This window comes from Amycolatopsis sp. NPDC102522, assembly GCF_055584485.1.
In genome coordinates this window covers 195,744-221,462 of sequence record NZ_JBVJLY010000010.1, presented here as the reverse complement: position 1 = coordinate 221,462, position 25,719 = coordinate 195,744, and the positions used below count along the sequence as shown (strand labels likewise).

The window sequence follows — 25,719 nt, the reverse complement described above, 5'->3', positions numbered from 1 at the left end:
TCGTAACATCGTCGCCGCACGCGGGAGATCACCGCCGCAACCGGGTCACCGCCGTCTCGATCCGTTCGTCGGTGGCGGTGAGCGCCAGCCGGACGTGCTTCTCCCCCGCCGGGCCGTAGATCTCCCCCGGCGCCACCAGGATGCCCAGCTCGGCCAGGTCCCGCGTGGTGTCCCAGCACGGCCTGCCCTCGGTCGCCCACAGGAACAGCGATCCCGCCGAGCCGTCGACCCGGAAACCCCGGCCGAGCAAGGCTTCCAGCAGCAGTGACCGGCGGCGGAGGTAGCGGAGCCGCTGTTCGGCCACATGGTCGTCGTCGTTCAGCGCGGCTGTCATCGCCGCGGCGATCGGCGCGGGCACGATCAGGCCCGCGTGCCGTCGCACCTCGAGCAGCGTGCGCACCAGCCGTTCGTCACCCGCCACGAAACCGGCGCGGTACCCGGCCATGTTCGACCGTTTGGACAGCGAATGGACAGCGAGCACGCCCTCGTGGCCGGGTCCGCTGACGTCGGGATGCAGGATCGAAACCGGCTCCGCGGTCCACCCGTGCTCGATGTAGCACTCGTCGTTGACCACGAGCACGCCGTGCTTTCTGCCCCATTCGACGTATTCGCGAAGTTCCGCCGCGGTGAGGATCCGGCCGTCCGGATTGGACGGCGAGTTCAGCCAGAGCAGTTTCGGCGCGGACACGGGCGGCCCCGCGGTCAGGTCCACCGCCAGCGGCGTCGCCCCGGCGAGCCGGGCGCTGACGTCGTAGGTGGGGAAGGACAACCGCGGGTAGGCCACCGTGTCGCCGGCGCCGAGGCCGAGCGCGGCCGGCAGCCAGGCGATCAGTTCCTTGGTGCCGACGGCGGGCAGCACGGCCGTCTCGGCGACCTCCGCGCCGAGCCGCCGCTTGAGGTAGCGGGTGGCCGCCTCCCGGAATTCGGGCGTGCCTTCGGTCGCCGGGTGCCCCGGCGCGTCGGACGCCGCCACCAGCGCGGCGCGCGCCACGTCCGGGGACGGGTCGACAGGGGTGCCGAGCGCGAGGTTGACGATGCCGCCGGGATGACCCGCCGCGAGCGCGCGCAAGGGCATCAAGGCCGACCAGGGGAAAGCGGGCAGTTCGCCGATCACGCGCTGTGCTCCTTCGTGGTGAGGTCGCGGCTTCGGACGCCTTCGCTCCAGTGGGCGTCGATCCCCCAGGCCGCGACCCGGCGGGGCCGGACGCGGATCAGCGCGTCGTCCCCGGTGCCCAGCGCCTCCGCCGTGCCGCGGATCTCCAGGCCCCGCGGCGACGGCGGGGAACCCGGCGGGACGTCGTCGACGACCAGCGCGACCCTCGGTTCCCGCAGTACGTCACGGAACTTGCGGCTCGCCGCGAGGTCCCGGCCGGTGATGTCGATGGTGCCGAGTTCGGGATCGTGGTGAAACCCGACGGGGACGACGTGCGGGCCGTCCGGCCCGACGGTCGCCAGCCGGGCGAAGGTCTGTGCGGCGAGATAGGCCGTTTCGGCCGGGGTGAACGACATCGTTTCTCCTTTCACCAGGTGCTCAGCAGCGCGGTGAGCAGGGTTCGGGCCTGGATGTTGACCTGATCCGGCTGGGCCATCAGGTCGAGTGCCTGGCGCAGGCTCAGCCAGCGGTAGCCGTCGGGGGCGGGCACCGGCCGGTCCGCGGGCAGTTCGACGACGCGGTAACGGTTGACCGCGTTCAGGAACCGGCCGCCCTTCTCGGACTGCAGCGAGTCGTGCCGGACGGTGCCCGGTCCCGGTTCGGCGGCGACCTCGGCGCGGAAGGGCACCGGCCGGTCACCGGTGTCGCAGCACTGGACGGTGGGCCCGAATTCGGTGAACCGGGCGGAACCGGCGTCGGCGCGGGCGTGCATCAAAACCCGCAGCACGCCGTCGAAGCGCTGGACCAGCAAGCCGTACAGCCCGGGCGTGACAGGCTCGATCAGCGGCTGGCTCCACCGGGTCACCTCACGCGTCGGCGCCTCGACCCGGACCCCCACGATCTCGAAATGGCGGCCGCTCTCGTGCCCGATGCGGCCGCCCGACAGCCGCCAGCCGCCGACCTCGGCCAGCCCGCACGTCCTCGCGACCGGCTCCAGCGCCCCCTTGCCGTCGTTGAACCAGCTCAGCAGGTCGTCGTCGAGGCCGGGACCGGCCAGCGAACGCCGCAGTGCGTCCCGATACGGGTCACCGGTGTCCGCCTGCGGAGGGGCGACGGGAACGCACGAAAGCACCGTGCGGGTCTCGGAGTTGAGCAGGTTGTCGTGGCCGAGAAGGTCCCAGAGCTGCCCGAGGGTGAGCCACCGGTGATCGGGTCCGATCGGCACGTCCTGTCCGGTTTCGACCACCATGTTCCGGTTGTGCGTGCCGAGGAACCACTGCGAATGCTCGGCCTGGATCCGGTCCACGAGCGCCCGGCCGGGCCGCGGTGGCAGGAAGTGCTCCAGATGCGGGGTGGGCAGTCCCTGATGAGCGCGCAGGTAGTTGCCGCGCGTCGCCTGCACCGTCGTCGAGAGCTGGACGAGGTTGGTGTTCCCCGGTTCCATCTTCGCCTGCACGAGAAAATGCGGTATCCCGGCGAAATCCCGGGTCACCAGGCCGAGGATGCCGATCTCCGGCTGGTCGATGATCGGCTGTTCCCAGTCGCCGCGGCCGGTCCGCACCCGCACGCCGGTGAACCCGAAGAACCGGCCGCTGGTGTGCCGCAGGTCGCCGGTCCCCGGCTCGAACCCCCAGCCGGGCAGTTCCGTCAGCGGCACCCGCTCGACGGTGTAGGAGTGCGCGGCCGACCGGGCCGCGAACCAGGCCGCGAAGTCGGCGTTCGGCGAGACCAGGCTGTCGGTGGCTTCGGCCGACCGCGTGAACCGCTCGGCGATCGTCTCGCTCCGGATCGCGGTCATCGAGCCGGTCCCGCGGTGAGGCCGAGCCGGGACCGGTCGGCGAGCAGCAGCCGATGTGTCGACGGAGCCGAAGTACTGTCCAGATCACTGTCCAATTCGGACTCCCGGCCGATCAGCGAGCCGGTCACCTCGGCAAGCCCTCGGACGGTCGCGCCCGCCATGACGATCGAGTCCGTCACGCCCGCCCCGGTCAGGACGCAGTCCTCGCCGATCGACACCGATGGGCCGATCCGGCTGTCGGTGACCTGGCTTCCGGCCCCGATGAGGGCGGGCCCCTGGATCGTGGACCGCACCACGCTGGCGCCCGCCTCGACGACCACCGTCCCACGCAGCACGCTCTCGGCGTCGACCTCGCCGTCGACCCGGCTCGGCAGCTCCGAAAGCAGGGAACGGTTGCACTCCAGCAGTTCCTCGACGGTGCCGGTGTCCTTCCACATCCCGGAGAACCGGCTCGCCACCACCGGCAGCCCCTCGTCGATCAGCGCCGCGATCGCGTCGGTGATCTCGAGTTCTCCCCGCGCGCTGGGCTCGATCCTGCGCGCCGCCTCGATGATCGCGCCGGTGAAGAAGTAGACCCCGATGATGGCCAGATCACTCGGCGGCTTCTCGGCCTTCTCCGCCACCGAAAGCACCGCGTCGTCGGCGTCGAGTTCGGCGACGCCGTAACAGCTGGGCTGGCTCACCTTCGCCACCATCAGCCGGGCCGCGGGGCGCTCGGCGCGGAACCGTTCGGCGGCCGCCGTGACGTCACCGACGAGCACGTTGTCGCCCAGGTACATCACGAAGTCGTCGTCACCGAGGAAATCGCTCGCCAGCAGCACGCAGTGCGCGAGCCCCGCCGGGCGATCCTGGTGGAGGTAGGTGATCCGCAGGCCGAACCGCGACCCGTCGCCGAGCACGTCGGCGATCTGGCCGGCGTGCTCGCCGACGATCAGGCCGACCTCGCGCACCCCCAGCTCGCGGACGTTCTCCAGGCAGAGTTCGAGCACCGGCCGTCCCGCCACCGGGATCAGCTGTTTGGGCAGGGAGAAGGTCAGCGGGTGCAGGCGGCTTCCGGTTCCGCCGGCCAGCACGAGTGCTTTCATGGCGCCACTCCTCAGAATTCGGCTCAGGACACGATGAATGCTCGGCCCGCCGCGTCGAGCGCGGATGGAGCGCGGCGGCTGGATCCACGCTCGAACCCGGCGCCGCATCGTCTGCCGGGAAGCCCGCACCCGGAGCGAGAAAGGGCATGGCATGAGCGAGCTAGGCCGTCAGATCCTCGATCAGGTCCGCAGCTACCACACCGAACAACGCCAAGCCGCGAAGTTCGTGCCGGGGGTCACCCCGATCAATCCGGCGGGTGCGGTGCTGGACGAGGAGGACCGGGTCGCGCTGGTGGCCGCGGCGCTGGATCTGCGGATCACCTCCGGCGCCATCGCCACGAGATTCGAGCGTCAGTTCGCGCGATCCATGGGGCGACGCAAGGCTTATCTGACGAACTCCGGTTCCTCGGCGAACCTGCTCGCGCTGTCGACGCTGACGTCGCCGAGGCTGGGCGACCGCGCCCTGCGGCCCGGCGACGAGGTGATCACCGCCGCGGCCGGGTTCCCCACCACGGTGAACCCGATCCTGCAGAACGGGCTCGTCCCGGTGTTCGTCGACACCGAACTCGGGACCTACAACCCCACCCCGGAGCGGATCGCCGAAGCCATCGGCCCGCGCACCAAGGCGATCATGCTCGCGCACGCCCTCGGAAACCCTTTCGCCGCCGAGGAAATCGCCAAGATCGCCGAAGACAACGACCTCTTCCTCATCGAGGACAACTGCGACGCTTTCGGTTCGACCTACCGAGGCAAGGCCACCGGCACCTTCGGCGATCTGGCCACGGTCAGCTTCTACCCCGCGCACCACATCACCACCGGCGAAGGCGGCGGCGTGGCCACCGACAACCTGGTACTGGGCCGCGTGGTGGAGTCGATGCGGGACTGGGGGCGGGATTGCTGGTGCCTGCCCGGCGAGGACGACACTTGCCACAAGCGGTTCACCTACCAGCTCGGCACCCTGCCGCTCGGCTACGACCACAAGTACACCTACTCGCACGTGGGGTACAACCTGAAGTCGACCGATCTCCAGGCCGCGCTCGGGCTGACCCAGCTCCCGAAGCTGCCCGCGTTCGCCGAGGCGCGGCGGCACAACTGGCGTCTGCTGCGTGACGCGCTCGAAGACATCCCGAACCTGCTCCTGCCGAGCCCGACGCCGGACAGCGATCCGAGCTGGTTCGGCTTCGCGATCACCGTGCAGCCCGACGCGCCCTTCAGCAGGCTCGAACTGGTGCGGTTCCTCGATTCCCGCCGGATCGGCACGCGCCAGTTCTTCGCCGGGAACCTGACCCGGCACCCGGCGTACGAAGACAAGCCGCACCGGGTGGTCGGCGATCTGTCCACTTCGGACATCGTCACCGAACGGACCTTCTGGGTGGGCGTGCACCCGGTCCTCACCCCGGAGATGGTCGCCTACCTCGCCGAGTCCCTCTGGGACTTCGTCAAGAACCACTGAACTTCCGTGCAGGACGAGAGAAAGGACGCCCCCGGTGCCGGGTGAGGACGAACGTGACCCCGTTGTGGTGACCGGAATCGGCGTGGTCGCGCCGAACGGCTGGGGGGTGAAGGAGTTTTGGGCGGCGACCCTCGCCGGCCGCAGTGGCCTGGCCCCGGTGAGCCGGTTCGACACGTCGGGCTATCGGGCGCATGTGGCGGGCGAGGTGAACTTCGAGCCCAAGGACCACCTGCCGAGCCGCCTCCTGCCCCAGACCGACCACATGACCAGGCTCGCGCTGGTGGCCGCCGAGGAGGCGCTGGCCGACTCCGGGGTGAGTCCGGCGGGCATGCCGGAGTTCGCCTGCGGTGTGGTCACCGCGGCCTCGGCAGGCGGCTTCGAATTCGGCCAGCGCGAGCTGGAAGCGTTGTGGAGCAAGGGCGGCTCCCACGTCAGCGCGTACCAGTCGTTCGCCTGGTTCTATCCGGTGAACACCGGGCAGATCTCCATCCGGCACGGGATGCGCGGGCCCGGCTCCGCACTGGTCGCCGAGCAGGCGGGTGGCCTGGACGCGCTCGCGAAGGCGCGGCGCAACGTCCGCTCCGGCACCCCGGTGATGCTGTCCGGCGGGGTCGACGGCTCGCTGTGCCCGTGGTCGTGGCTGTGCTTGACCCGCAGCGGGACGATGAGCCCGGAACCGGATCCGGCGCGGGCGTTCCTGCCGTTCGACGCGGCGGCTTCGGGCAGCGTCCCCGGCGAAGGCGGGGCACTGCTGGTGCTGGAGGATCCGGCGCAGGCGGCGGAACGCGGTGCCGAACACCGGTACGGCGCCATCGCGGGCCACGCCTCGACGTTCGATCCGCGACCCGGTTCCGGCCGCCCGCCTGCCCTGCGACGCGCGATCGAACTGGCCCTCGACGACGCCCGGCTCACCGCGTCGGACGTCGACGTCGTGTTCGCGGACGCGAGCGGCGTCCCCGCCCAGGACGCCGAAGAGGCCGCCGTCCTCGCCGCCGTGTTCGGCGCCCGCGGTGTCCCGGTGACCGCGCCGAAGACGATGACCGGACGGCTTTCGGCAGGCGGCGCGCCACTCGACGTCGCGGCGGCGTTGCTGTCACTGCGTGACTCGGCGATCCCCCCGACCATCCACATCGGACAGTCTTCGTACACCGCGGAGCTGGACCTGGTGCTGGACCAGCCTCGGGAGGCCTCGCTGCGAACGGCCCTGGTGCTCGCCCGCGGGCACGGCGGCTTCAACAGCGCGCTGATCGTCACCGCCTGACCGTCCGGAGAACAGGACGTGTTCGGGCGAGTTACGTCTCTGATCACGCGAGATCCGTTCCTGATCACGCGAGTCACGTTCCTGATCACGCGAGTTCCGTCTTCGCTCACCGCAACCTGACCGACGCCCCCGCCCTACCCGCCCATCGCACGGAAAGAAGAACCATGCCCGCCTTCGAGCAGCTCACCCGGTTCCTTCTCGTGGTGGCCCTCGTCCTCTGTGTCTGTCACCTGGCAGGCGCGCTGTGCGGCAGGCTGCGCCAGCCGCCGGTGGTCGGGGAACTGGCCGGGGCGCTGCTCCTCGGCCCGTCGCTGCTGGGCGCGATCGTCCCCGGCGCGCACCACGCGCTGTTCACCCCCGCCCTGCTCACCACGATCGATCTCGCCGGGCAGCTCGGGCTCGTCGTGTTCATGCTGCTGCTCGGCAGCGAACTCCGGACCGAGCTGCTCGACGGTGACCGGCGCAGCATCGGCCTGATCGTGGCGGGCACGATCGCGGTGCCGTTCGCGGCGGGCTTCGGTTTCGCCGCCTCGGTGGGCGAGTGGTTCGCGCCGCCGGGCGTCCCGTTCGCGGCGTACTTGGTGTTCTTCGGGCTCGCGATCTCGATCACCGCGATGCCGGTCCTCGCGCGGATCCTGACCGATCACCGCGTCGAGGGGTCCCCGACCGGCACCCTCGCGCTCGCGGTCGCGTCGATCGGGGACGGGCTGGCCTGGGCGATCCTGGCCGTCGTCCTCGCCGCCGCGGGGGCGGGTGACGCGGGCACGGTCGTCGTCCGCGGCCTGATCGCGGTCGTGCTGCTGATCGTCTCGTTCACCCTTGTCCGGCCCGCGCTGGCGGCCGTCCTGCGGCGAGCGGCGCGGCGCGGCACCGGCGAACGGGCGATCGCGGCGTTCCTGGTCACCGGGGCCGTGGCGTTCGCCGCCGTCACCGACGCCATCGGCCTGCACCCGGTCATCGGCGCGTTCCTGTTCGGGGTGCTCCTCCCCCGCGGCCAGGACGTCGTCGTCCGGGCCGGGGCGAAGCTGAACGACTTCGCGGTGGTGGTCCTGCTTCCGCTGTTCTTCGCCAGCGTGGGCCAGAAGGCGAACTTCGCCGCCTTCGGTGGCCAGGCTGGCTGGCTGCTGCTGGCGGCGGGGCTGGCCGTCGCCATGCTCTCGAAGTTCGCCGGCACCGCCGGGGCGGCGACCCTGGCGGGCAAGGGCGGGCGTCAGGCGCTGCGGCTCGGCGCGCTGATGAACTGCCGCGGGATCACCGAACTGGTCATCGCCAACGTCGGCCTGCAGCACGGCCTGATCAACGCGCTCGGCTACACGATCATCGTGCTGATCGCCGTCGTCACCACCGCGATCACCGGCCCGCTGGCCCGCCTCCGCGCCGCTGACGAGGATCTGCTGCTCCCCGTCAGCTCCACACGTAACGCCGTTCGGGCCGGCCGGTCCCGCCGTACTTGAGGGTCACCTCGGCCTTCCCCGTCGCCACGAAATGCTCGAGGTACCGGCGCGCGCTCACCCGGGCGACGCCGGTCGCCTCGGCGCATTCGCTCGCGGACATCCCGCCGGACGCGCCCCGCAGCGCGGTCTCCACCAGCCGCGCGGTCTCGGCGGTGAGTCCCTTGGGCAGCACGGGTTTCGCGCTCGGCCGCGCACCGAAGACCTGGTCGACGTCGGCCTGCCCGGCCTCGGCCAGCCTGTCCAGCCGCCGGTGCAGCGACGCGAAATGGGTGAGCTGATCACGCAGCGACGCGTACTCGAACGGTTTGATCAGGTAGTGCAGGACCCCGCCCCGCATCGCCTGCCGCACGGTTTCCACGTCGGTCGCGGCGGTGATCAGGATGACGTCGACGTCTTCGGTGGCGCGCAGTTCCCGCAGCACGGAAAGCCCGTCGAGATCGGGCAGGTAGACGTCCAGCAGCACCAGATCCGGCTTCAGCTCCCGCGCCAGGCGGATCGCGTCGGCACCGGTGTGCGCGACCCCGACCACGGCGAACCCCTCCGTGCGCGTGACGTATCCACTGTGGACTTTCGCGACCATGAAATCGTCGTCGACGACGAGTACCCGGATCATCGCGGCAACCTCGCCGTGAACACCGCGCCACCGGAGTTGTGCACCTCGACGGAACCGCCCCGCCGGACGCACGCCTGCCGGATCAGCGCGAGCCCGAGACCGCGCTGCCCGTGCGCGGCCGCCTTCGTGGTGAAGCCGTGCTTGAACACCTCTTCCGCGATCTCCGGAGCGACTCCCGGACCGGAATCGCGGACCTCCACCCGCACTTCGTCCTCCTCCTGCCACACACCGACCTCGATCCAGCCCTGCTCGCCGCCCTGTTTGGCCGAACTCAGCGCGTCCAGCGCGTTGTCGACGAGATTTCCCAGCACGGTCACCAAATCCGTCGAAAGGGCGTCCTCGACCCGGTCCAATTCGCTGTCCGGCGCCATGCGCAGCCCGACCCCGCGTTCCGCGGCCAGCGACGCCTTCGCGATCAGCAGCGCCGCCACCGCCGGATCGCCGATCCGCGAACCGACCTCCGCGCGCCACTCCCCCTGCGCCGAGCTGATCCGGCTGACGTAGCCGCGCACCTCGTCGTATTCCCCGAGTTCCAGCAGGCCGGAGATGGTGTGCAGCCGGTTGCTGAACTCGTGCGCCTGTGCCCGCAACGTGTCGGTGGCGTGCCTGCTGGCGTCGAGTTCGTCCCGCAGGGTCATCAGATCCGTGCGGTCGCGCAAGGTGACGACGGCGCCCCGCACGTCGATGGGCATCCGGTTCAGGGTCAGCACCTTCCCCTGCCGCAGCACGATCTGGTCGGCGCCGGTCGCGCGGCCGGTGAGCAGGTCGCGGATCCGCTCGTTGAGGTCGAGGTCTTCGACCGACCGGCCGACCGCGTCGTCGGGCAGGGCCAGCAGTTCGCGGGCGTGATCGTTCACCAGGGTGATCCGGTGCTGCGGATCCAGCCCGACGACGCCCTCCTTGATGCCGTGCAGGAGCGCCTCCCGGTTCTCCACCAGCGCGGTGATCTCGTGCGGCTCCAGGCCGAGCGTCTGGTTCTTCACCCGCCGCGCCAGCAGCAGCGAACCACTCACGCCGATCACCAGCGCGACACCCAGCACCCGCAGCGCGTTGTCCGGCGAGTCGAGGAAACCGGCGAAGAAGCCGGGCGACTTCGAGCCGGCCGCGACCATGCGGACCACCGTGCCGCCCTTTTCGTCGAGCACCGGGACGTGCGCCACGATCGAACCGTCGACCTCGCCGACCCACGACCGTCCGGAAAGGACGGTGCTCTCGCCGATGTCGAGCGTGCTCCGGAGCTGATCCGGATACGGCGAAGCGAGCACATAACGCTGGGCGTCGGCGATGACGACGAAATCGACCCCGGAGAGGCTCCGCGCGGTCTCCGCGGGCGCGTTGAGTTCGAACGGGCCGTTTTCGAGGTCGCCGACGACACCCTGCGCGGCGACGGTCTCCGCGACCGAGAGCACCCGGCGTCCCTCGGTGGTGCGGAAGTTGTTCCCCGCCTGGGTGACGGCCAGCACGCCCACCGCGCACAGTAGGCACGTGACGACTACCAGTTGCCACACGAGGAGCTGGCGGGCCAAGGAACCCCGAGCACCCATCGCCACCTCCGCGTGACCAAAACGACCACAACAACCATTGGGCCCGCAAGCGGGACATCTCTGTTTACACGAGTGCAACATGTCCAACCACGCGGCAGAGAGGCGGGGATCACAGTGAAGCCCAGTAGCTGGTTGGCCATCGCGGCGGCGCTTGTCGCCGTCTTGCTGGTGCCACCGTTGCTCACCCCGGGCAGCGAGGCCGACGAGGGCTCGCAGATCCGGTCGTTGCGGGTCCTCGTGCCCAACGCGCCCGGCGGCGGTTACGACATCACGGCCCGCACGGCGACCAAGGCGATGGAGGACGCCGACCTGCTCGGCAACGCGGAGGTGTTCAACCTCCCCGGCGCCGGCGGCACGGTCGGCCTCGGGCGCACGGTGGCCGAACGCGGCAACGGCAAACTCGTCATGTCGATGGGACTCGGCGTCGTCGGCAGCGTGTTCACGAACAAGTCGCCGTCTTCGCTGCTCGACACCACGCCGGTGGCGAAGCTGATCGAAGAGTCCGACATCGTCGTGGTCGGCAAGGACTCGCCTTATCAGACGATCGGCCAGCTGGTCGAAGCGTGGAAGAGGGACCCGGGCGCGGTCCAGGTCGGCGGCGGTTCGTCCCCCGGCGGCCCCGACCACCTGGCGCCGATGCTGATGGCGAAGGCCGTCGGGCTCGCGCCCAAGACGGTCAACTACGTCCAGTTCGACGGCGGTGGCGAACTGCTCGCGTCGGTCCTCGGCGGCAAGGTCGCGTTCGGCGTCTCGGGCGTCGGCGAATACCGCGACCAGATCGCCGCGGGCACGCTCCGGGTGCTGGCGGTGACCAGCGAGAAGCGCATCCCCGGGATCGACGCGCCGACGCTCTCGGAGTCCGGGGTGGACGTCAAGTTCACCAACTGGCGCGGCATCGTCGCACCGCCCGGCATCACCGAGGCGGACCGCGCGAAGCTGGTCAGCCTGTTCGAGCGGCTGCAGAAGACGCCGCAGTGGCAGGAAGCCTTGCAGCGCAACGGATGGACCGGGGCGTTCGCTCCCGGCGAGCAGTTCGGTTCGTTTCTCAAAGAGGAGAACACGCGAGTGGCAACGGTGCTGAAAGAGCTGGGTCTGGCATGACTGGGTCTCGCATGGCTGGGTCTCGCATGACGACCACGTGGCTGAAGGAGCGCTCCGAACTCGGGGTGAGCGTCGGGCTCCTGGCGCTCGGCGTACTGGTGCTCACCGACGCGCTGAGCATCCCCACCGACTTCGCCCAGCGCGGACCGGTGGGGCCGAAGGCGGTGCCGATCCTGGTCGGCTCCCTGCTGCTGCTCGTCGCCGTGCTGCTGGCGCGCGACGTACTGCGCGGCGGCAAGGGCGAGGCCGAGGGCGGCGAGGACATCGACCTCACCGAGCCCGCCGACCTGCGCACGGTCCTGTTGCTGTGCGGCGCGTTCCTCGCCAACGCGGCACTGATCGGCCTGGTCGGGTTCCCGATCTCGGGCGCGATCCTGTTCTGGGGCGCGGCGTACGCGCTCGGCAGCCGCAACCTGGTGCGTGACCCGCTGATCGCGGCGGGCATGTCCGTCGTGACCTTCCTGGTCTTCAACAACCTGCTCGGTGTCCCGCTCCCCGGTGGCCCGTTGATGGAGGTGTTCTGATGTTCCAGCAACTCATCGACGGCTTCGGCACCGCGCTGACCCCCACGCATATCGCGATGGCGGCGATCGGGGTCCTGCTGGGCACCGCGATCGGCGTGCTGCCGGGCATCGGCCCGGCCATGGCGGTGGCCCTGCTGCTCCCGGTGACCTACGGCCTGGAGCCCACCGGCGCGTTCATCATGTTCGCCGGCATCTACTACGGCGGGATGTTCGGCGGCTCGACGACGTCGATCCTGCTGAACACCCCGGGTGAGAGCGCGGCGGTGGTCGCGGCCATCGACGGCAACCCGATGGCCCGCAAGGGTCGCGGCGCGCAAGCGCTTGCAGCGGCCGCGATCGGGCATTTCGTCGGCGGCATCCTCGGCACGATCGCGCTGGTCATCCTGGCCCCGGTGATCGCGAAGCACGCCGTCGACATCGGCGCGCCGGACCTGTTCGCGATCATGGTGCTGGCGTTCATCGCGGTCACCTCGGTGCTCGGCAGTTCCCGCATCCGCGGCGTGGCGTCGCTGCTGATCGGGCTCACCATCGGCCTGGTCGGCCTGGACGAGATGACCGGCCAGCAGCGGCTGACTTTCGGCTCGCTGCACCTGGCCGACGGCATCGACGTGGTGATCGTGGCGGTCGCGCTGTTCGCGGTCGGCGAGTCCCTTTGGGTCGCCGCGCACCTGCGGCGCAACGCGTTCAAACCGATCCCGGTCGGCAGGCCGTGGCTCTCGCGCGCCGACCTGAAGCGCACCTGGAAGCCGTGGCTGCGCGGACCGCTCATCGGGTTCCCGTTCGGCGCGGTGCCCGCGGGTGGCGCGGAGATCCCGACGTTCCTCTCGTATGTCACGGAAAAGCGGCTCTCGAAGCACAAGGACGAGTTCGGCAAGGGCGCCATCGAAGGCGTCGCGGGTCCGGAAGCGACGGCGTCGGCGTCGGCCGCCGGAACGCTGGTCTCGATGCTGACGCTCGGCCTGCCGACCACCGCGGTCGCGGCCGTGATGCTGGCGGCGTTCCAGCAGTACGGCATCCAGCCGGGACCACTGCTGTTCGAACGGGAGTCTTCGCTGGTGTGGGGCCTGATCGCCTCGCTGTTCGTCGGCCTGACGCTGCTGCTGGTGCTGAACCTGCCGCTGGCGCCGCTGTGGGCGAAGCTGCTGCGGATCCCGCGGCCGTACCTCTACGCGGGCATCCTGTTCTTCGCCAGTGTCGGCGCGTACGCGGTCAACGCGGACATCTTCGATCTGCTGGTGATGTTCGTGATCGGTCTGATCGGGTTCGCGATGCGCCGCTACGGCCTGCCGGTGCTGCCGGCGATCATCGGCGTGATCCTCGGCCCGGCCGCCGAACAGCAGATGCGGCGCGCGCTGCAGCTCAGTGACGGCAGCCTGGGCGGATTGTTCAACACCCCGTTCGCGATCGTGGTCTACGTGATCATCCTGGTGATCCTGTTCTTCCCGTTGATCAAGCGTTTCCTGCCTGCCCGTCCCACCGCCTCCGAGGCGGAGCCCAAGGACAAGGTGGACGCCTGACCAGTGGGAATCCGGCCCGGCCTCGACTGCCCCGAGGCCGGGCCTTCTCGCGTCCTGGGGAACAATTAATATAACGAAAAGATAACGGCAAGATCGCTTTTTGAACCGACCTTGCTTCGGGGCCGTTTCAGCCAACGCGGAGTCAGTGACGCCGGCACTGCCGGTGCCGCATCCCCCGGGCTTCGCGCAACGACACCGAACGAGGTGAACAAGTTCATGCCCCGTAACCAAAGAACCGCCGGACGTCACCGCATGGCGCGTCGCACCAAGGTCGCCACCGGCGCCATCGCGCTCTCCCTCGCCGTCGGCGGGATCGTCGTGGTCAACACGACCGGAACCCCCGACTCGGCAAGGGCGGACGGCGCGGACAAGTCGTTCTTCATCGACATCAAGAAGGTTCCCCGCGGCAACAACGTCAACCTCGACCTCGCGAAACGAGGCGCCCGAGGGACGTTCACCGTGGACTGCGGCCGCAACGAGAACGGCCACTTCAACGGCGACAACTTCATCGCGCAGCCCGGCGTCCGCAATGGAGCCGAGCACCTCCACGACTACGTCGGGAACCTCTCGACCAACGCCGACTCGAACAACAAGAGCCTGCTGCGCGCGGGCACCACCTGCAAGAACGGGGACAAGTCGGCCTACTTCTGGCCGGTCATCCGGATCGACACCGAGGAAGAGGAAGAGAACGCGGCGGCGAACGACGAGAAACTCGCCGCCGACCGCGTCGACGCGGCCAAGGACGAGGCGGGCGCCCAGGTCGACTGCCCCGACGTCGCCAGCGAACTCAGTGAGCTCAGTGACGTTCCCGACCAGGCCACGCCCGCGGTCGAGGAGAACCTCGACAAGCTCGACCAGGATTCCGACAACGCGAACAACCAGCTGGCGCAAGGAAAACAAGCGGGCCAGGTGCTCGACGAGCTGAAGGACAAGCGGAAGCCGTCGATCAAGAAGATCAGCGACACCATGAAGCAGGCGGGCAAGGCTGTCGAGAAGAACGAAGACCAGCTCGCCGGCTGCGCGGTGAAGCAGAACGGCGAAGGCGGCCTCGACAACGGCGGCCAGAACAGCAACGTCAACGCCGCCGGTGCCGGCGACGCCGAGAAGAAGAAGTCCGACGGCAAGGCCGCCGACCTGCCCGGCGTCGACGGCAACAACGAGATCGGCAACAACGAGGGCGAGATCCAGCGCCCTGAGAAGGCGGACCTGACCTTCACCAGCGGCGGCGCCCGTCGCGTCGTCGCGATGCCGAAGTTCCTGCGCGTGCTCTACGGCGACGCCAAACAGAGCACCAACGGCCCGGCCAACGCCCGGCCCAGCTGGACCTGCACCGGCTTCGAGGACCGGCTCACCGAGCTGTACCCGATCTGCCCGCAGGGCAGCAAGATCGCCCGGATCCACGCGTTCCCGAACTGCTGGGACGGGAAGAACACCGACAGCGCGAACCACCGCACGCATATCGTGTTCTCCGACCGCAACGGGAAATGCCCGCGCGGCTTCAAGAACGTGCCGCAGCTGCGGATCACGCTGGTGTACAACATCCCGCCGGACATCCAGGCGGCCGGGCAGTACGCGGTCGACGCTTTCGCGCAGGAGAAACACAACCCGCGCTCCGATCACGACGACTTCGCGAACGTCATGTCGCAGCGGCTGATGAACCAGCTGGTGAAGTGCGTCAACAGCGGTAAGCGCTGCCGCCAGTAGGCGAAGTCCGCGGGATGTCATGAAAGGGTCGTTCAGGACGAACAGCGCTGATCAAGCGTGTCTTGAACGACCCTTTCCTGACATTTCCTGGTCAGGGGGCGCGGCGGGGATGACCCGCGCCCCCGACCCCCCGCGCCGGGGGTCCGGTTCCTGGCCCGGCGTAGGGGTACCGGGCCAGAAACCGGCGAGCGATACGGCTTTCCCTCCCTGGAAACCGGACCGCCCGGTCTGTGGGTCAGGCCGTCGTCGACAACCGGCTCACCCGGTTGAACACGAGCGGCACCGCGACAGCGGGGTTCAGTTCGGCGAGGACCGCTTCGGCGTCCAGGCCGGGCAAGTGGATCCACGCGCTGTCCGCGAAGTCCGGGGTCGTGACGCTGATCCGGGCGCAGCGCGCGGGCGGGACCAGCGCGACCCCGAACGGCTCGACCACGTTGCGCCACACGGATTGCGAGACGATCATCCCGGCGCCGAACTTGTCGCCCGTCGGGTCCGAACGGCACCAGTAGCCGACGGCGTCGTTGAAGGTCGAGGCGCACAACAGCCTGGTCAGCGTGATGTAGGTGCGGTGGTACCGGTGGTTGTCCGCCATCGGTCCCATGTGGACCGCCACCCGCGCCCGCATCGGGACACGGGCGTAGCGGTTGCGGGTCCGGAGCAGATGGTCCAGATGGAACGCGACCTCGCAGAGCTGGCCGACGGCGTGGTCCGGATAGGCGACCATCAGCCCGTCCCCGGTCTCCCGGAAGTGACGCGCATCCCCCGGAGCGAGTCCCACCGCGTTGAAAGAGCGGGAAACCAGCGTTTCCATCTCGGTCTTCATCGGGTCCAGCAGGTCGTCACTGGCCTTGGACGAACCGACGATGTCGACGGAAAGTACGGCGTGGGTGTGCGCGTTGTAGTGGCCTGAGGTCAGCACCTGCATCTCTGCGACCCCTCCCCTGATCGGTGAAAACTGGCGGCAGGAAGCAGTGTTCCCACTCCTCACCGGAAGTTCTGTTCGGAACCGAACAAAACCTGACCCCGCGCTGGTCAACGCCAGTGAGCTAAGTCACACCTTTTTCCGTGATCACGCGCAATGCCTCGCGGTCGATGACGGTGATCGCACGGCGCGAACTGGCCACGACTCCCGCCTTCCGGAGCTTGTCCAGAGCCTGCGCGACCATGGTCCGGCCCATCGGGATGAACTGGGCGAGTTCGTCCTGGCTCAGCGGGATCCCGATCCGCCAGCCGGCGGGTGTCCGGATGCCACAGACGTCGACGAGGTAGTCCAGCCGCGTCGCGACCCGTGCCACCGCCTGCGGTTTCCAGGACTGCGTCCGCTGCCGCTGGGCGAGCACGAACCGGCGGGCGACACTGACGAGCACCTCCCGCATCGCCGCCGGATGATCCAGCAGGAACCGGTTGAACTCGCTCGCCGCGATGCGCCGGACGTGCACTTCCTCGATGGCGACGACGTCGGCCATCCGGATGCCGCCCGCGATCACCGCTATCTCGCCGTGCAGATCGCCGGGCACGCCGACGTCGAGGATGACCGTCGCACCCATCCGGTCGGCGCTGGTCACCTTCACATAGCCGTGCCGCAGCAGCATGACGAAGTCGCCGGGCTCACCCGCCCGCATCAGCGCCTGTCTGCTGTCGTAGGTCTGCGGGGTACCCATCTCCAGCAACCGGGCACGGACGGGTTCGTCCAGCCGCTCCAGGAACGGACGTTCTCTCTCTTCGGCGGCCTCCGGGCCCAAACCCACGAAACACCCTCCCAGGCAGTCGTGAACACCTATCGCGGAGAGTAACCGAATCGGCCACCCGATCCGGCGGCGGAACCATCATGGGTGGTGAAGATGCCCAGCCGGACCAGCTCCAACCTGATCCACTCGGCCAGCCGGTGCAACGGTCCGTCTTCGGCCTCGACGAAATAGCTGTCCACGATCTGGTGTCGCCTATCGGCGTGCTTCGCCGCATAGAGCAGCGCTGACCGTACCTCTGACACCTTCAGCGGAGCGACCTTGATTCCTGGAGCGGGCCGCACAGTGCTCTTGGCGGCCATCACCGCCAGCACGGCTTCCTCCAGGCTGAACCGGTGCTCCACCGGTACGACCACATGTTCCACGCCCTCGACAACCCGGCGCCCGATCAACGGCATACTGTCAGATCAGCATGACGCACGGCCGTAGTCTGTTCGGCACCGAACACTCAGCGTGGTTCGACCACTGCGATGGCCTCTTCGAGTGTTTCCCGATACACCCTCATCCGCTCGACGAGCATCACCGGATCCGGGTTCTCATCTCGCGCGTGTCGCTCCAGCTTTTCGGTGGTCTGTTTCACCGTCACCCGCAGTTCGAGGACCTCGGACCCGTTCTCACTCCGACGGCTTTCGAGCCTCGCCACCGCCTGCCGGAAGACCCCCGAAAGCTCCGATTCGCCTGGCTGCACCGTTTCGATGGCCGTCAGCGCCCGCCCGAGCAGACTGAAGTGGTCGTAGACGCCGGCGGGTTCCGGCGCGCGGACCTCCCTCACCGGCTTCGATCGCCTGCCGTTCAACACGAAGAACGCGACTTCGGCGGGAAGCAGCACGGCGAAGACGGCGACGGCGCCGAAGAGCCACGCCGCCGGATGCGGATAGGTCACCGCGCGGCCGATCAGCCCGGCGATCAGCGCGAGGACGCAGGCCACGACGTGGAACGGGCGGTTGTCGTGCTCGGCCATGTCAGAAGTTACTGAAGACGTTGACGAACATCTTGTCGATGCCCTGCGGGTCCACGGCCTGATAGCTGCGGGCCTTGGACTTCTGCGCGATCTCGTCGAGAACGCGACTGTCCGCCTGAGCGCCGTAGGCCATGGTGAAGATCCGGACGGAGTTGTCCAGCCGTTCGGCGTCGACGGCCTGGAGCGCCTGCTCTTTGGTGGTCCCGATACCGGTGTTCTCGCCGTCGGTCAGGAAGACGATGGCGTTGATGACGTTCGGGTCGAACGTCCGCCGCATCTCGTCGTTGGCTTTCACCACGGTGTCGTAGAGCGCCGTGTCCCCCTTGGGGGTCAGGTTCTCGACCAGGTCGATCATCGGTCCACGGACGTTCTTCACCTTGCCGATCGGCACTTTCTCCTCGTACTTGTTCGAGAAGGTCCACAGCCCGACCTCGTCTTCGGGATGCAGGTACTCGAGCTGTTTCTTGATCGCGGGTTTCAGCAGGTCGATCCGGCGCTCGGAGTACGGCTTGTCCTTGCGGTTCTTGTCGAACGGCTCGCCCATCGATCCCGACAGATCCAGCACCAGCAGGATCCGGCCGCGCCGTTGCGTGTACTCCCAGCCGTCCAGCATCTTCTGGATCTGCTCGCCGGTGGGGATCTCGATGCGCCGCGGCTCGGCGATCCCTCCGGTGTGCACGCCCTTGGCCAGCTTGTCGTTCCCGCGGCCCTCCGGATCACGGAAGCCGAGATCGCGGAAGCGGTCCTGTTGCGCCGGTTCCCGGAGGAAGTCGGAGAAGTCCTTGGCCGCCGCGCGCTGTTCCGGTGACGCCTTGGCCGTGGTCAGGAAGGGATGATCGATCAGCATCGTCCCCTCGCTCGGGTGCACGGCGACCAGCGGCCGGTTCAGGGGGGCGGGATCGTCGTGCAACTGCTTCGGGTTCCCTGTCGGTGCGCCGTGGTTGTAGAGGTAGACCATCTGTTCCTGCATCGCCATCGCGCTGATGTACGGCGTGGGCTTCTTCTGGTCCTCTTCGTACAGTGTCTTCAGGAAGGCCACCGAATCGTCGCTGTAGTAGGCGACCGACGCCTCGACGCCGCGGACGAACTGCACGGCGTCCGCGCCGTCGAGCTTGCCGTAATCGCCGCCCGTCGCCGCGAAGTAGGTCGAGATGGTCGCGGCGAGGCCCGAGGTCGACCGGCGTGGATTGTCCTTGCCCAGCGTGAAGTTCCCCCACGCCGCGTTCTGCGGGCTGATCGCGCCCCAGCCGCCCTTCCGGTTCACCTCGAGCATGTCCCGCCAGCCGATGCTCTTCGCGGGCCAGCCCAGCTCCTTGGCCATCGGCTCCGGCATCGCGATCACCATCGGGCTCGTGGCGAGCGAGTTCTTCGGGCGGTCCTGGATCAGGTCCCCCTTGCCGCGCTGGCGCAGCAGATCGAGCCAGAGCGACGAACTCGGCAGCCAGGCCTGGGGCTCGGGCTGGTGTTCGTCGATGTCGTTCCAGCCGTCGGCGATGAGGTCGAGCGCGGCCCCCGAGGTCTTCTTGAACGCTTCGACCTTCGCGCACCGGCCGCCGTCGAACGTCCGGCCGGTGTTGTTGTACCGCTCGGCCAGTTCGGCGATCAGGTCGCCCTTCTCCGTGGAAGAACTGGTGACCAGCCGGACGCAGTCGGCCCTGGCCGCGTTCGAAGGCGCGGTGACCGTGGTCGCGAGCAGGACGATCACGAGCGTCCCGACGAGCGCGCCGAAGACGAGCGAAAGCCAGCCTGATCTCCGCATACGCCGCCCCCTTGCCGTTATAGCGGGCAAGTGTAGCTACAACGTGGTTCCCGGTTCCGTTTCCTCGGTCACGAGATCATAGGTTTCGAAACTGAAGCGGGCGAGGGTGCCCACCCAATTCCGATAGGCCTGTAGATCATCGAAGGATTCGACGTCTAGCCGCCATTCAGGTGGAAAGGCTTCCCGCGGCGATTCGCCGCCGGAAAGCGCGACGAAAGTCGAGCGCGCGGCGGCCGGATCGGCGACCAAGAGCGTCAGCAGGACGAGCACCGCCCGATACGGGCCGCCGACGAACCGCGCCAGTTCCGCGTCGGGAATGCCGATGCGCACGAGCCGGTACAGGTTGACCAGTTTCCGGATCTCGCGCGGTGTGTTCAGTCTTTTCCGGAGGACGTGGACGAAATCGCGTTCGACCTCGGTGAGCCGCAACCGGTCGGGCCGCATGTTGTAGAACGTCGGCGGGGCCGTGTCCTCGACCAGGACCTGCACCGGTTCCTCGCTTTCCCCGCGTTCGAAGCCGTCCTCGGCCCATTCTTCGTGCCCGCGCGCCGACGGCTCCCGTCCTTCGATCGGCATCAGGACGTCGATCAGTTCGTCCGCCGCGGCTCCCATGGGGCGCAGGGCGAACACGATCTGGAAGATCTTGTCGAGGTACTCCGTCCGCCTCTCCTCCCCGGCGCCGAACAGCTCCTCGTGGTGCTGGTCGAGGCATCGCCGCAGCCACCTCGGATCGACGGCCACCACCACGACGAACGCGGGCAGGGCCAGCAGCAGGTGTACCGCGGCGAGCACCTCGATGACCTTCGACGGCGGGCAGCGGTCGAGGTCGTCGATGTAGAGCACGATCCGTTCCAGCGGCGGCTCGCCCTTTCCGCCCGCCAGCTGCCATTCCTTCCGCGCGTCCACCAGATCGGCGCTCAGGCCCGCGAGATCTTCCCGGACACGGGCGAAAACCCCTTGGTAGTCCCCGTATCGGCCGGTCTTCGCCTCTTCGATCAGGTCACCGAGCCGGGTGGCCGCGTCCAGCCGCCGGAGCCGTTCCTCGGTCTCGCGGACCTCGGTCTCGAACCGTTCGGCGCGTTTGTCGACGTCATTCCGCAATCTGTCCAATGTGGACTTCACCGGTGCGAGCGCCGCCTTGGCCGTGGTGAGCGCCGGGGTCAGCACGGCGCCGAGCGCGACGACGGCACCCGCCGCGGCGAGGATCACGTTGTGCCACAAGGCCCAGCCGGTGATCGCCGCGACGACGCCGAGTACCCACAGCACCGCGTAGCCCGCGACGGCGAGGCGCCGCCGACGACGTTCCGCCTGGTCCACCCCGGACACCAGGAGCCGCCAGCGCCAGGTGAGCGGGGAGTCCCCTTTGACGGCCCGGAGGCTCGCGAGCCGGGTCCGCAGCTCCTCGCGTTCGGCACGGACCTCGCCGGCGTCCGCGTGCGCCTCGGGCGCGCCGAGGTTCCGGAACAGGTGGTCCACCAGCCCGACCCACAGATGGTCGTCGTGGTACTGCCAGGCGTTGAACCGGATCTGCCGGATCTCACCGGCGAACACGCTGCTGGCGGCGTCGCCGCGGGACCGGCGGGCCAGTTCGGCCACCCGGTCGGTCACCTGGCGCACGAAACTGGACTTGCCGGAGCCCCAGGGGCCCAGCAGCGCGACGCACAGCGGCGGGCTGGTCTCGCGGTCGGCGATGACCGCGGCGAGGGTGCGCACGTCGTCCTGGAAGCCGATCAGGTCGAGCGGGCTTTCGACGTCGGGCGTGATCCGCGGCCGCGCCCGCCCCGGTTTGGGCTCGACGAAACCGGTGCCGTCGATCTGGTTGCCGAAGCGGTCCCACACCCGGATCGTGCGGTCGTCCCCGACCGTGACGATCTTCTCGTTGCCCGCGGTGCAGGCGATCGCGCGGACGTTCCCCCGATGTCCCTTGAGGAGGGTGTACCCGGCCGGGTCGTCGATGTCGCGGACGCAGACCTCGCCGCCGGAACCGCCGGAGAACACCAGTTTGCCGTCCGGGCTGAAGGCCAGTGTCCGCACCACCCCGGCGTGCCCGGGGAAGACGAGGGCCGGATCGCCGTTGCGTCCCCACAACCGGACAGTCTCGCCCTCACCGGACAGCACCCGCTCGCCGTCGGCCGAAACCGCGACCACGTGGACCGCGCCCGCGCCGCCGAACCGGTAGTGGGAAACGACTTCCCTGTCCCACAGCCGGACTCCGCCGGTGTCGTCACCGGCGACGACGATCCGGCCGTCCGGGGTCACCGCGACCGATTCGATCTCCGGGCCGCCGGTGCGCAGTCCCCGCACCGTCACCCCGTCCAGCCGCCGGACCTCGACGGTGTTTCCCGCGCCGGACACGGCGAAGTCCTGCGCCACCGCGACCACGACGGTCCGTTTGGTGGTCTGGACCTCCGGGGGCTGCGCCTCATGCCCGGCGAGCCGCCAGCGTCGCACCGTCGCCCCATCGCAACCGACCACGTGCTGCCCCGAGATACCCACCGCGAGCACCGGCCGATCGTGGCCGCTCAGCGCGAACCGCTGACTGCCGGTCTCCAGGTCCCAGACCCGGACCGTCCTGTCCGCACCCCCGGTGACCAGCCTGTTCCCCTTCACCGCGACCGCGAGGATCGGTTCTTCGTGGCCGGTGAAACGCGCCGTCGTCATAACGGCACAGTCTTCCTGGCGAGTCAAGATCATGGTTAACGACAGGCGACTATCGGCGGGTACCCCGACGACCTCGGCAGGTCCTAACATCACGCGGAGGCAACGGAGGATTACGCACAGATCCCTCCCGCCAGAACAAAAGTGTCGACACTGCTCCGAAATTCCAGCACGCCTTAACGCGAGGAGTTCAACGTGCTTCGACGTACCTTCGCCGCGGTGCTCACCGGCGCCGCGCTCTCCATCTCGGTGCTCTCGGCACCCTCCGCCGGTGCCGCCGAGATCATGGCGACCACCCTGACCTACGACGACAGCCAGGCCGCGGAGTTCAAGGACGCGGTCGCCGCCGGCATCAACGTCTGGAACACCAACGTCACCAACGTCCGCCTCGTGAAGGCGACGCCGGGGCAGCGGGTCAACATCCGGATCGTCGCCGACAACGGCTGGCCGCGCGCCACCCTCGGGCCGGTCCGCCCGAGCGGCACGGTCACCGTCTGGTACGGCAGGCAGGCCGTCCAGCAGGGTTACAACAAGACCCGGATCGCCTCGCACGAACTGGGCCACAGCCTCGGCCTGCCCGACGTGAAGCCCGGGCCGTGCTCGTCGCTGATGTCCGGTTCGACCGGTGGCGTCAGCTGCGCCAGCGTGAACCCGAACGCCCAGGAGAAGGCCCAAGTCCAGCGGAACTACGCCGGCACCGCCGTGCGGAGCGCCGACGCGGGCAAGGTCCTCGCGGAAGTCGGCTGATCACGTGCCAGGGGGTGCCCGCCCGGCACCCCCTGGCCACGTCAGCCCTTCGCCACGTCAGCCCTTCGCCGTGATCGCCGCCGCCGGGCACAGCTGCATCCCGGCGCCCACACAGCGTTCGCGGTCGACTTCGAGCCTCATCGCGATCAGCCCCAGGCCACCGGGAGCGCATACACCCCGTAGATGTCGGAATCGGACCGCAGCGGGACCTCGTCGGCCGGGACGGCCAGGCGCAGCGCCGGGAACCTGGCGAGCAACCCGGTGAAGGCGACCTTCATCTGGACCCGCGCGAGCTGCTGCCCGAGGCATTGGTGGACCCCATGCCCGAAGGACAGGTGCCCGGCGGTCTTCCGGCCGACGTCGAGCCGCTCCGGCTCGGGGTACTTCAGCGGGTCGCGGTTGGCGGCCAGCACCGAGAGCGCGACAGCCTCCCCCGCCTTGACGAGCCGTCCGCCGATTTCGACGTCTTCGAGCGCGGTGCGCACACCGGTGTGCGCGATCGCCAGGTAGCGCAGGAGTTCCTCGATCGCGCCTTCGATGCGCTCCGGATCCTCGCGCAGAGCGGCGAGCTGGTCCGGATGCCGCAGCAGCGCGAAGGTGCCCAGCGCCAGCATGTTGGCCGTGGTGTCCAAACCGGCCCCCAGCAAGAGGAACGCGATGCTGGTGAGTTCTTCCTCGGTGAGCTCGGTGGCGGCCAGCTCGCCGAGGATGTCGTCCGTCGGCTCGGCCCGCTTGGCCATGACGAGTTTGTAGAGGTACTCCCCCAGCGCGTTGATGGCGGTGTCTTGTTCTTCGAGCGAGGCGTCCGGCCTGTTCAGCGGCGCGACGCTGAGCCGGAAGAACTCATGGTCGGCATAAGGGACGCCGAGCAGCTCGCAGATCATCAGCGCCGGGATGGGCTGGGCGAAGGCCGTCACCAGATCGGCGGTCGTTCCCTGTCGTTCCATCGCGTCGAGGTGCTCGGCGGTCGCCTGCTCGACCCGTTCGGTGAGCAGCCGCATCCGGCGGACGGTGAACTTGCCGGTGAGCAGCTTGCGGTAGCGGCCGTGTTCGGGGTCGTCCATCTTGATGAACATCCCCGGTACCGCGGGCGGCGGCACCACCATCGCGGACGGTCCCGGCAACGGTGAATGCAACAGTTCCTGCCGTGCGCTGAACCGTTGATCCGCGGTGATGTCCCGGACGATCGCATGACCGGTCGCGAGCCAGCCTTCGTGCCCGTCAGGGAACGTCATCCGGACAAGTGGGTGTTCGTCGCGCAACGGGCCGAGCTCGGCGGGCGGGTCGAACGGGCAGCCCTTCGGCCGTTCGAGGGGTAACTCCGCGAGATGGGGCGCTGAAGACGTCATAACTGTTCCTCCCAGTTTTTAGCGATAACTGAAGGCTACGTTGCGTTCAGTTATCGCCCAAAGGTCACTTCTGGCTGTTTTCTGGGTATTTGCTGGTAGAGTTCCGGAAATCGTTGCAACGGTTTTGCCTGTGAACGCAACGCTTCGTTGCAATGGAATGACGCTGAACGCAAAGGAGGCGCCGATGCCCGGCGGCAGACTGACGCTGGAAGACCGCCGTTTGATCTCGGCCTGGCTCGGGGACGGTCTCGGATACGCTGAAATCGCGCGGCGGCTCGGGCGCCCGACGTCGACGATCAGCCGCGAAGTCGCCCGCAACAGCGGTCACTCCGGCTACCGCCCGGAAGAAGCGAATCGGGTGACCGGGGAACGGGCTCGGCGCCGCAGGCCACAGCCACAGGCCATCCCCGCCGTCGCGAACGGGTACGGACGGGATCCGGGGGCCGTACGCGCCTTCGAGACCGACTTCGCCGAAATGATGGTGGCGACCGGACTGCCCCGGATGATGTCGCGGGTGCTCTCGTGCCTGTCCGTCAGTGACGACGGTGTCCTCACCGCGGCCGAACTCGCCCGGCGCCTCCAGGTCAGCCCGGCGTCGATCTCGATCGCCGTCGGCTACCTGGAGACCCAGGCGTTGCTCCGGCGGGACAGGGACGGCCGCCGGGAGCAGTACGTCATCGACGAGGAAATGCCGCAGCGAGTATGGGCCGAGAGCGTCCGGGCGAACCAGGAATGGGTCAAGATATCCCGCCAGGGCGCCGAAGTGCTCGGCACCGCGACACCCGCCGGTGCCCGCATGGACGACCTCTCCCGATTCCACGCGCGGATCAACGAAGTCATGCTGGACGACCGCGTCGAGGTGTACACCGCCGACGCCCTGACGGCCCTCGCCGCGCTACTGCATGCCGGACGCGCACTTTCCGTCACGGCGCTGGCGTCCGCGCTGGAGTGGCCCTCGGAACGGGTCGCGAAGGCTTTGCGGGTGGCTGAGGAGTCTCCGCACATCGCCGGGCCGGTGAGGGTGGTTTCCGGCGGTTCTGGCGGTTCTGGCGGTTCTGAGTATCGGGCGGTTCCGTTGGTGGAACGGCTGACCGCGGCGCAGTTGGCGGCTTTGGGTTCTTGAGCGCGGTGGCCGTTTTTCGGCGATGGGCGGCTGTACGCGATGTCAGGCTCAGACTTGGGGATTCAGAGCCGGCCGCTAGTTGCCGTCTTTCGGTAATGCGACCCAACACTGACTGCCCCAGGCTGTCGAAGCAACCGACCGGTAGCCGTTTTCGGCGAAAGTGCCGTCGGGTGTGAGGCCGGTGGCCGGTGGGTCGAGCCGGGGCTTCGGTACTGCCGGTCTGTCCCTGG

22 protein-coding genes are annotated in these 25,719 nt (G+C 68.9%); 9 read left to right on the top strand and 13 right to left on the bottom strand.

The genetic code is table 11. The features are described 5' to 3' along the window. Positions 1-28: 28 nt before the first annotated feature. The 4 genes from dapC to ACZ6YV_RS24215 are packed head-to-tail and all read right to left on the bottom strand — an operon-like array spanning position 29 to position 3,976. Positions 29-1,114, bottom strand: a complete 1,086-nt coding sequence (dapC, locus tag ACZ6YV_RS24230; protein ID WP_465511783.1) for a succinyldiaminopimelate transaminase — start codon at positions 1,112-1,114, stop codon at positions 29-31. Continuing rightward, positions 1,111-1,509 (bottom strand): PPOX class F420-dependent oxidoreductase, encoded by a 399-nt coding sequence (locus tag ACZ6YV_RS24225; RefSeq protein WP_465511782.1) that lies wholly within the window; start codon positions 1,507-1,509, stop codon positions 1,111-1,113. Before ACZ6YV_RS24225 ends, dapC begins: the two co-directional genes overlap by 4 nt. Before the next feature lie 11 nt (positions 1,510-1,520). Next, on the bottom strand, positions 1,521-2,891 hold the full coding sequence (locus ACZ6YV_RS24220) for an NDP-hexose 2,3-dehydratase family protein (protein ID WP_465511781.1): 1,371 nt from the start codon (positions 2,889-2,891) through the stop codon (positions 1,521-1,523). Beyond that, positions 2,888-3,976 carry a glucose-1-phosphate thymidylyltransferase gene (locus ACZ6YV_RS24215; protein ID WP_465511780.1) on the bottom strand — a complete coding sequence of 363 codons (1,089 nt, stop codon included), beginning with the start codon at positions 3,974-3,976 and terminating at the stop codon, positions 2,888-2,890. The genes ACZ6YV_RS24220 and ACZ6YV_RS24215 overlap by 4 nt, the downstream gene beginning before the upstream one ends. 151 nt (positions 3,977-4,127) lie before the next feature. Here ACZ6YV_RS24215 and rfbH point away from each other — a divergent pair, with 151 nt between their 5' ends. The 3 genes from rfbH (at position 4,128) to ACZ6YV_RS24200 (ending at position 8,144) form a co-directional block, all read left to right on the top strand. Further along, positions 4,128-5,429, top strand: a complete 1,302-nt coding sequence (rfbH, locus tag ACZ6YV_RS24210; protein WP_465511779.1) for a lipopolysaccharide biosynthesis protein RfbH — start codon at positions 4,128-4,130, stop codon at positions 5,427-5,429. 34 nt (positions 5,430-5,463) lie between these two features. After that, entirely contained in the window at positions 5,464-6,690 is a 1,227-nt protein-coding gene (locus tag ACZ6YV_RS24205) for a ketosynthase chain-length factor (protein ID WP_465511778.1), read from the top strand. Positions 6,691-6,854: 164 nt separating this feature from the next. After that, positions 6,855-8,144: a cation:proton antiporter gene (locus ACZ6YV_RS24200; protein ID WP_465511777.1), complete on the top strand. Its 1,290-nt coding sequence runs from the start codon at positions 6,855-6,857 to the stop codon at positions 8,142-8,144. Here ACZ6YV_RS24200 and ACZ6YV_RS24195 read toward each other — a convergent pair. Both ACZ6YV_RS24195 and ACZ6YV_RS24190 read right to left on the bottom strand, forming a co-directional pair. Beyond that, positions 8,095-8,757, bottom strand: coding sequence for a response regulator (locus ACZ6YV_RS24195; protein ID WP_465511776.1), 663 nt, complete (start codon positions 8,755-8,757; stop codon positions 8,095-8,097). The genes ACZ6YV_RS24200 and ACZ6YV_RS24195 overlap by 50 nt on opposite strands. Continuing rightward, positions 8,754-10,301 (bottom strand): sensor histidine kinase, encoded by a 1,548-nt coding sequence (locus tag ACZ6YV_RS24190; RefSeq protein WP_465511775.1) that lies wholly within the window; start codon positions 10,299-10,301, stop codon positions 8,754-8,756. The genes ACZ6YV_RS24195 and ACZ6YV_RS24190 overlap by 4 nt, the downstream gene beginning before the upstream one ends. A gap of 132 nt (positions 10,302-10,433) precedes the next feature. Between ACZ6YV_RS24190 and ACZ6YV_RS24185 the strand changes: the two genes are divergently transcribed. The 4 genes from ACZ6YV_RS24185 (at position 10,434) to ACZ6YV_RS24170 (ending at position 15,147) form a co-directional block, all read left to right on the top strand. Continuing rightward, entirely contained in the window at positions 10,434-11,402 is a 969-nt protein-coding gene (locus ACZ6YV_RS24185; RefSeq protein ID WP_378237553.1) for a Bug family tripartite tricarboxylate transporter substrate binding protein, read from the top strand. Between the two features lie 26 nt (positions 11,403-11,428). Continuing rightward, on the top strand, positions 11,429-11,926 hold the full coding sequence (locus ACZ6YV_RS24180) for a tripartite tricarboxylate transporter TctB family protein (RefSeq protein WP_378237554.1): 498 nt from the start codon (positions 11,429-11,431) through the stop codon (positions 11,924-11,926). Then, positions 11,926-13,443, top strand: coding sequence for a tripartite tricarboxylate transporter permease (locus tag ACZ6YV_RS24175; RefSeq protein WP_465511774.1), 1,518 nt, complete (start codon positions 11,926-11,928; stop codon positions 13,441-13,443). Before ACZ6YV_RS24180 ends, ACZ6YV_RS24175 begins: the two co-directional genes overlap by 1 nt. Positions 13,444-13,695: 252 nt before the next feature. Beyond that, a complete protein-coding gene (locus ACZ6YV_RS24170; RefSeq protein ID WP_465511773.1) occupies positions 13,696-15,147 on the top strand; it encodes a DUF1996 domain-containing protein in 1,452 nt (483 codons plus the stop codon). A 235-nt stretch (positions 15,148-15,382) separates the two neighbouring features. On the opposite strand, the gene ACZ6YV_RS24165 is transcribed toward ACZ6YV_RS24170, so the two are convergent. The 6 genes from ACZ6YV_RS24165 to ACZ6YV_RS24140 all read right to left on the bottom strand — a co-directional run bounded on the left by ACZ6YV_RS24165 (position 15,383) and on the right by ACZ6YV_RS24140 (position 22,273). Then, positions 15,383-16,072, bottom strand: a complete 690-nt coding sequence (locus ACZ6YV_RS24165; RefSeq protein WP_378237399.1) for a hypothetical protein — start codon at positions 16,070-16,072, stop codon at positions 15,383-15,385. Between the two features lie 121 nt (positions 16,073-16,193). Continuing rightward, positions 16,194-16,895, bottom strand: coding sequence for a Crp/Fnr family transcriptional regulator (locus ACZ6YV_RS24160; RefSeq protein WP_378237400.1), 702 nt, complete (start codon positions 16,893-16,895; stop codon positions 16,194-16,196). Between the two features lie 29 nt (positions 16,896-16,924). Continuing rightward, positions 16,925-17,290 (bottom strand): hypothetical protein, encoded by a 366-nt coding sequence (locus ACZ6YV_RS24155; protein WP_029715552.1) that lies wholly within the window; start codon positions 17,288-17,290, stop codon positions 16,925-16,927. 50 nt (positions 17,291-17,340) lie between these two features. Next, positions 17,341-17,853, bottom strand: coding sequence for a hypothetical protein (locus ACZ6YV_RS24150; RefSeq protein WP_465511772.1), 513 nt, complete (start codon positions 17,851-17,853; stop codon positions 17,341-17,343). 1 nt (position 17,854) lies between these two features. Then, positions 17,855-19,612, bottom strand: coding sequence for a substrate-binding and vWA domain-containing protein (locus tag ACZ6YV_RS24145; protein ID WP_465511771.1), 1,758 nt, complete (start codon positions 19,610-19,612; stop codon positions 17,855-17,857). Between the two features lie 36 nt (positions 19,613-19,648). Continuing rightward, complete coding sequence (locus ACZ6YV_RS24140; protein WP_465511770.1) at positions 19,649-22,273, bottom strand: P-loop NTPase fold protein; 2,625 nt, start codon at positions 22,271-22,273, stop codon at positions 19,649-19,651. Between the two features lie 192 nt (positions 22,274-22,465). On the opposite strand from ACZ6YV_RS24140, the gene ACZ6YV_RS24135 reads away from it, so the two are divergent. After that, entirely contained in the window at positions 22,466-23,017 is a 552-nt protein-coding gene (locus ACZ6YV_RS24135) for a snapalysin family zinc-dependent metalloprotease (protein ID WP_465511769.1), read from the top strand. Positions 23,018-23,163: 146 nt separating this feature from the next. Here ACZ6YV_RS24135 and ACZ6YV_RS24130 read toward each other — a convergent pair whose 3' ends face one another. After that, a complete protein-coding gene (locus ACZ6YV_RS24130; RefSeq protein WP_465511768.1) occupies positions 23,164-24,366 on the bottom strand; it encodes a cytochrome P450 in 1,203 nt (400 codons plus the stop codon). 184 nt (positions 24,367-24,550) lie between these two features. Between ACZ6YV_RS24130 and ACZ6YV_RS24125 the strand changes: the two genes are divergently transcribed. Next, positions 24,551-25,489 (top strand): helix-turn-helix domain-containing protein, encoded by a 939-nt coding sequence (locus tag ACZ6YV_RS24125; RefSeq protein ID WP_465511767.1) that lies wholly within the window; start codon positions 24,551-24,553, stop codon positions 25,487-25,489. Positions 25,490-25,719: the final 230 nt, after the last annotated feature.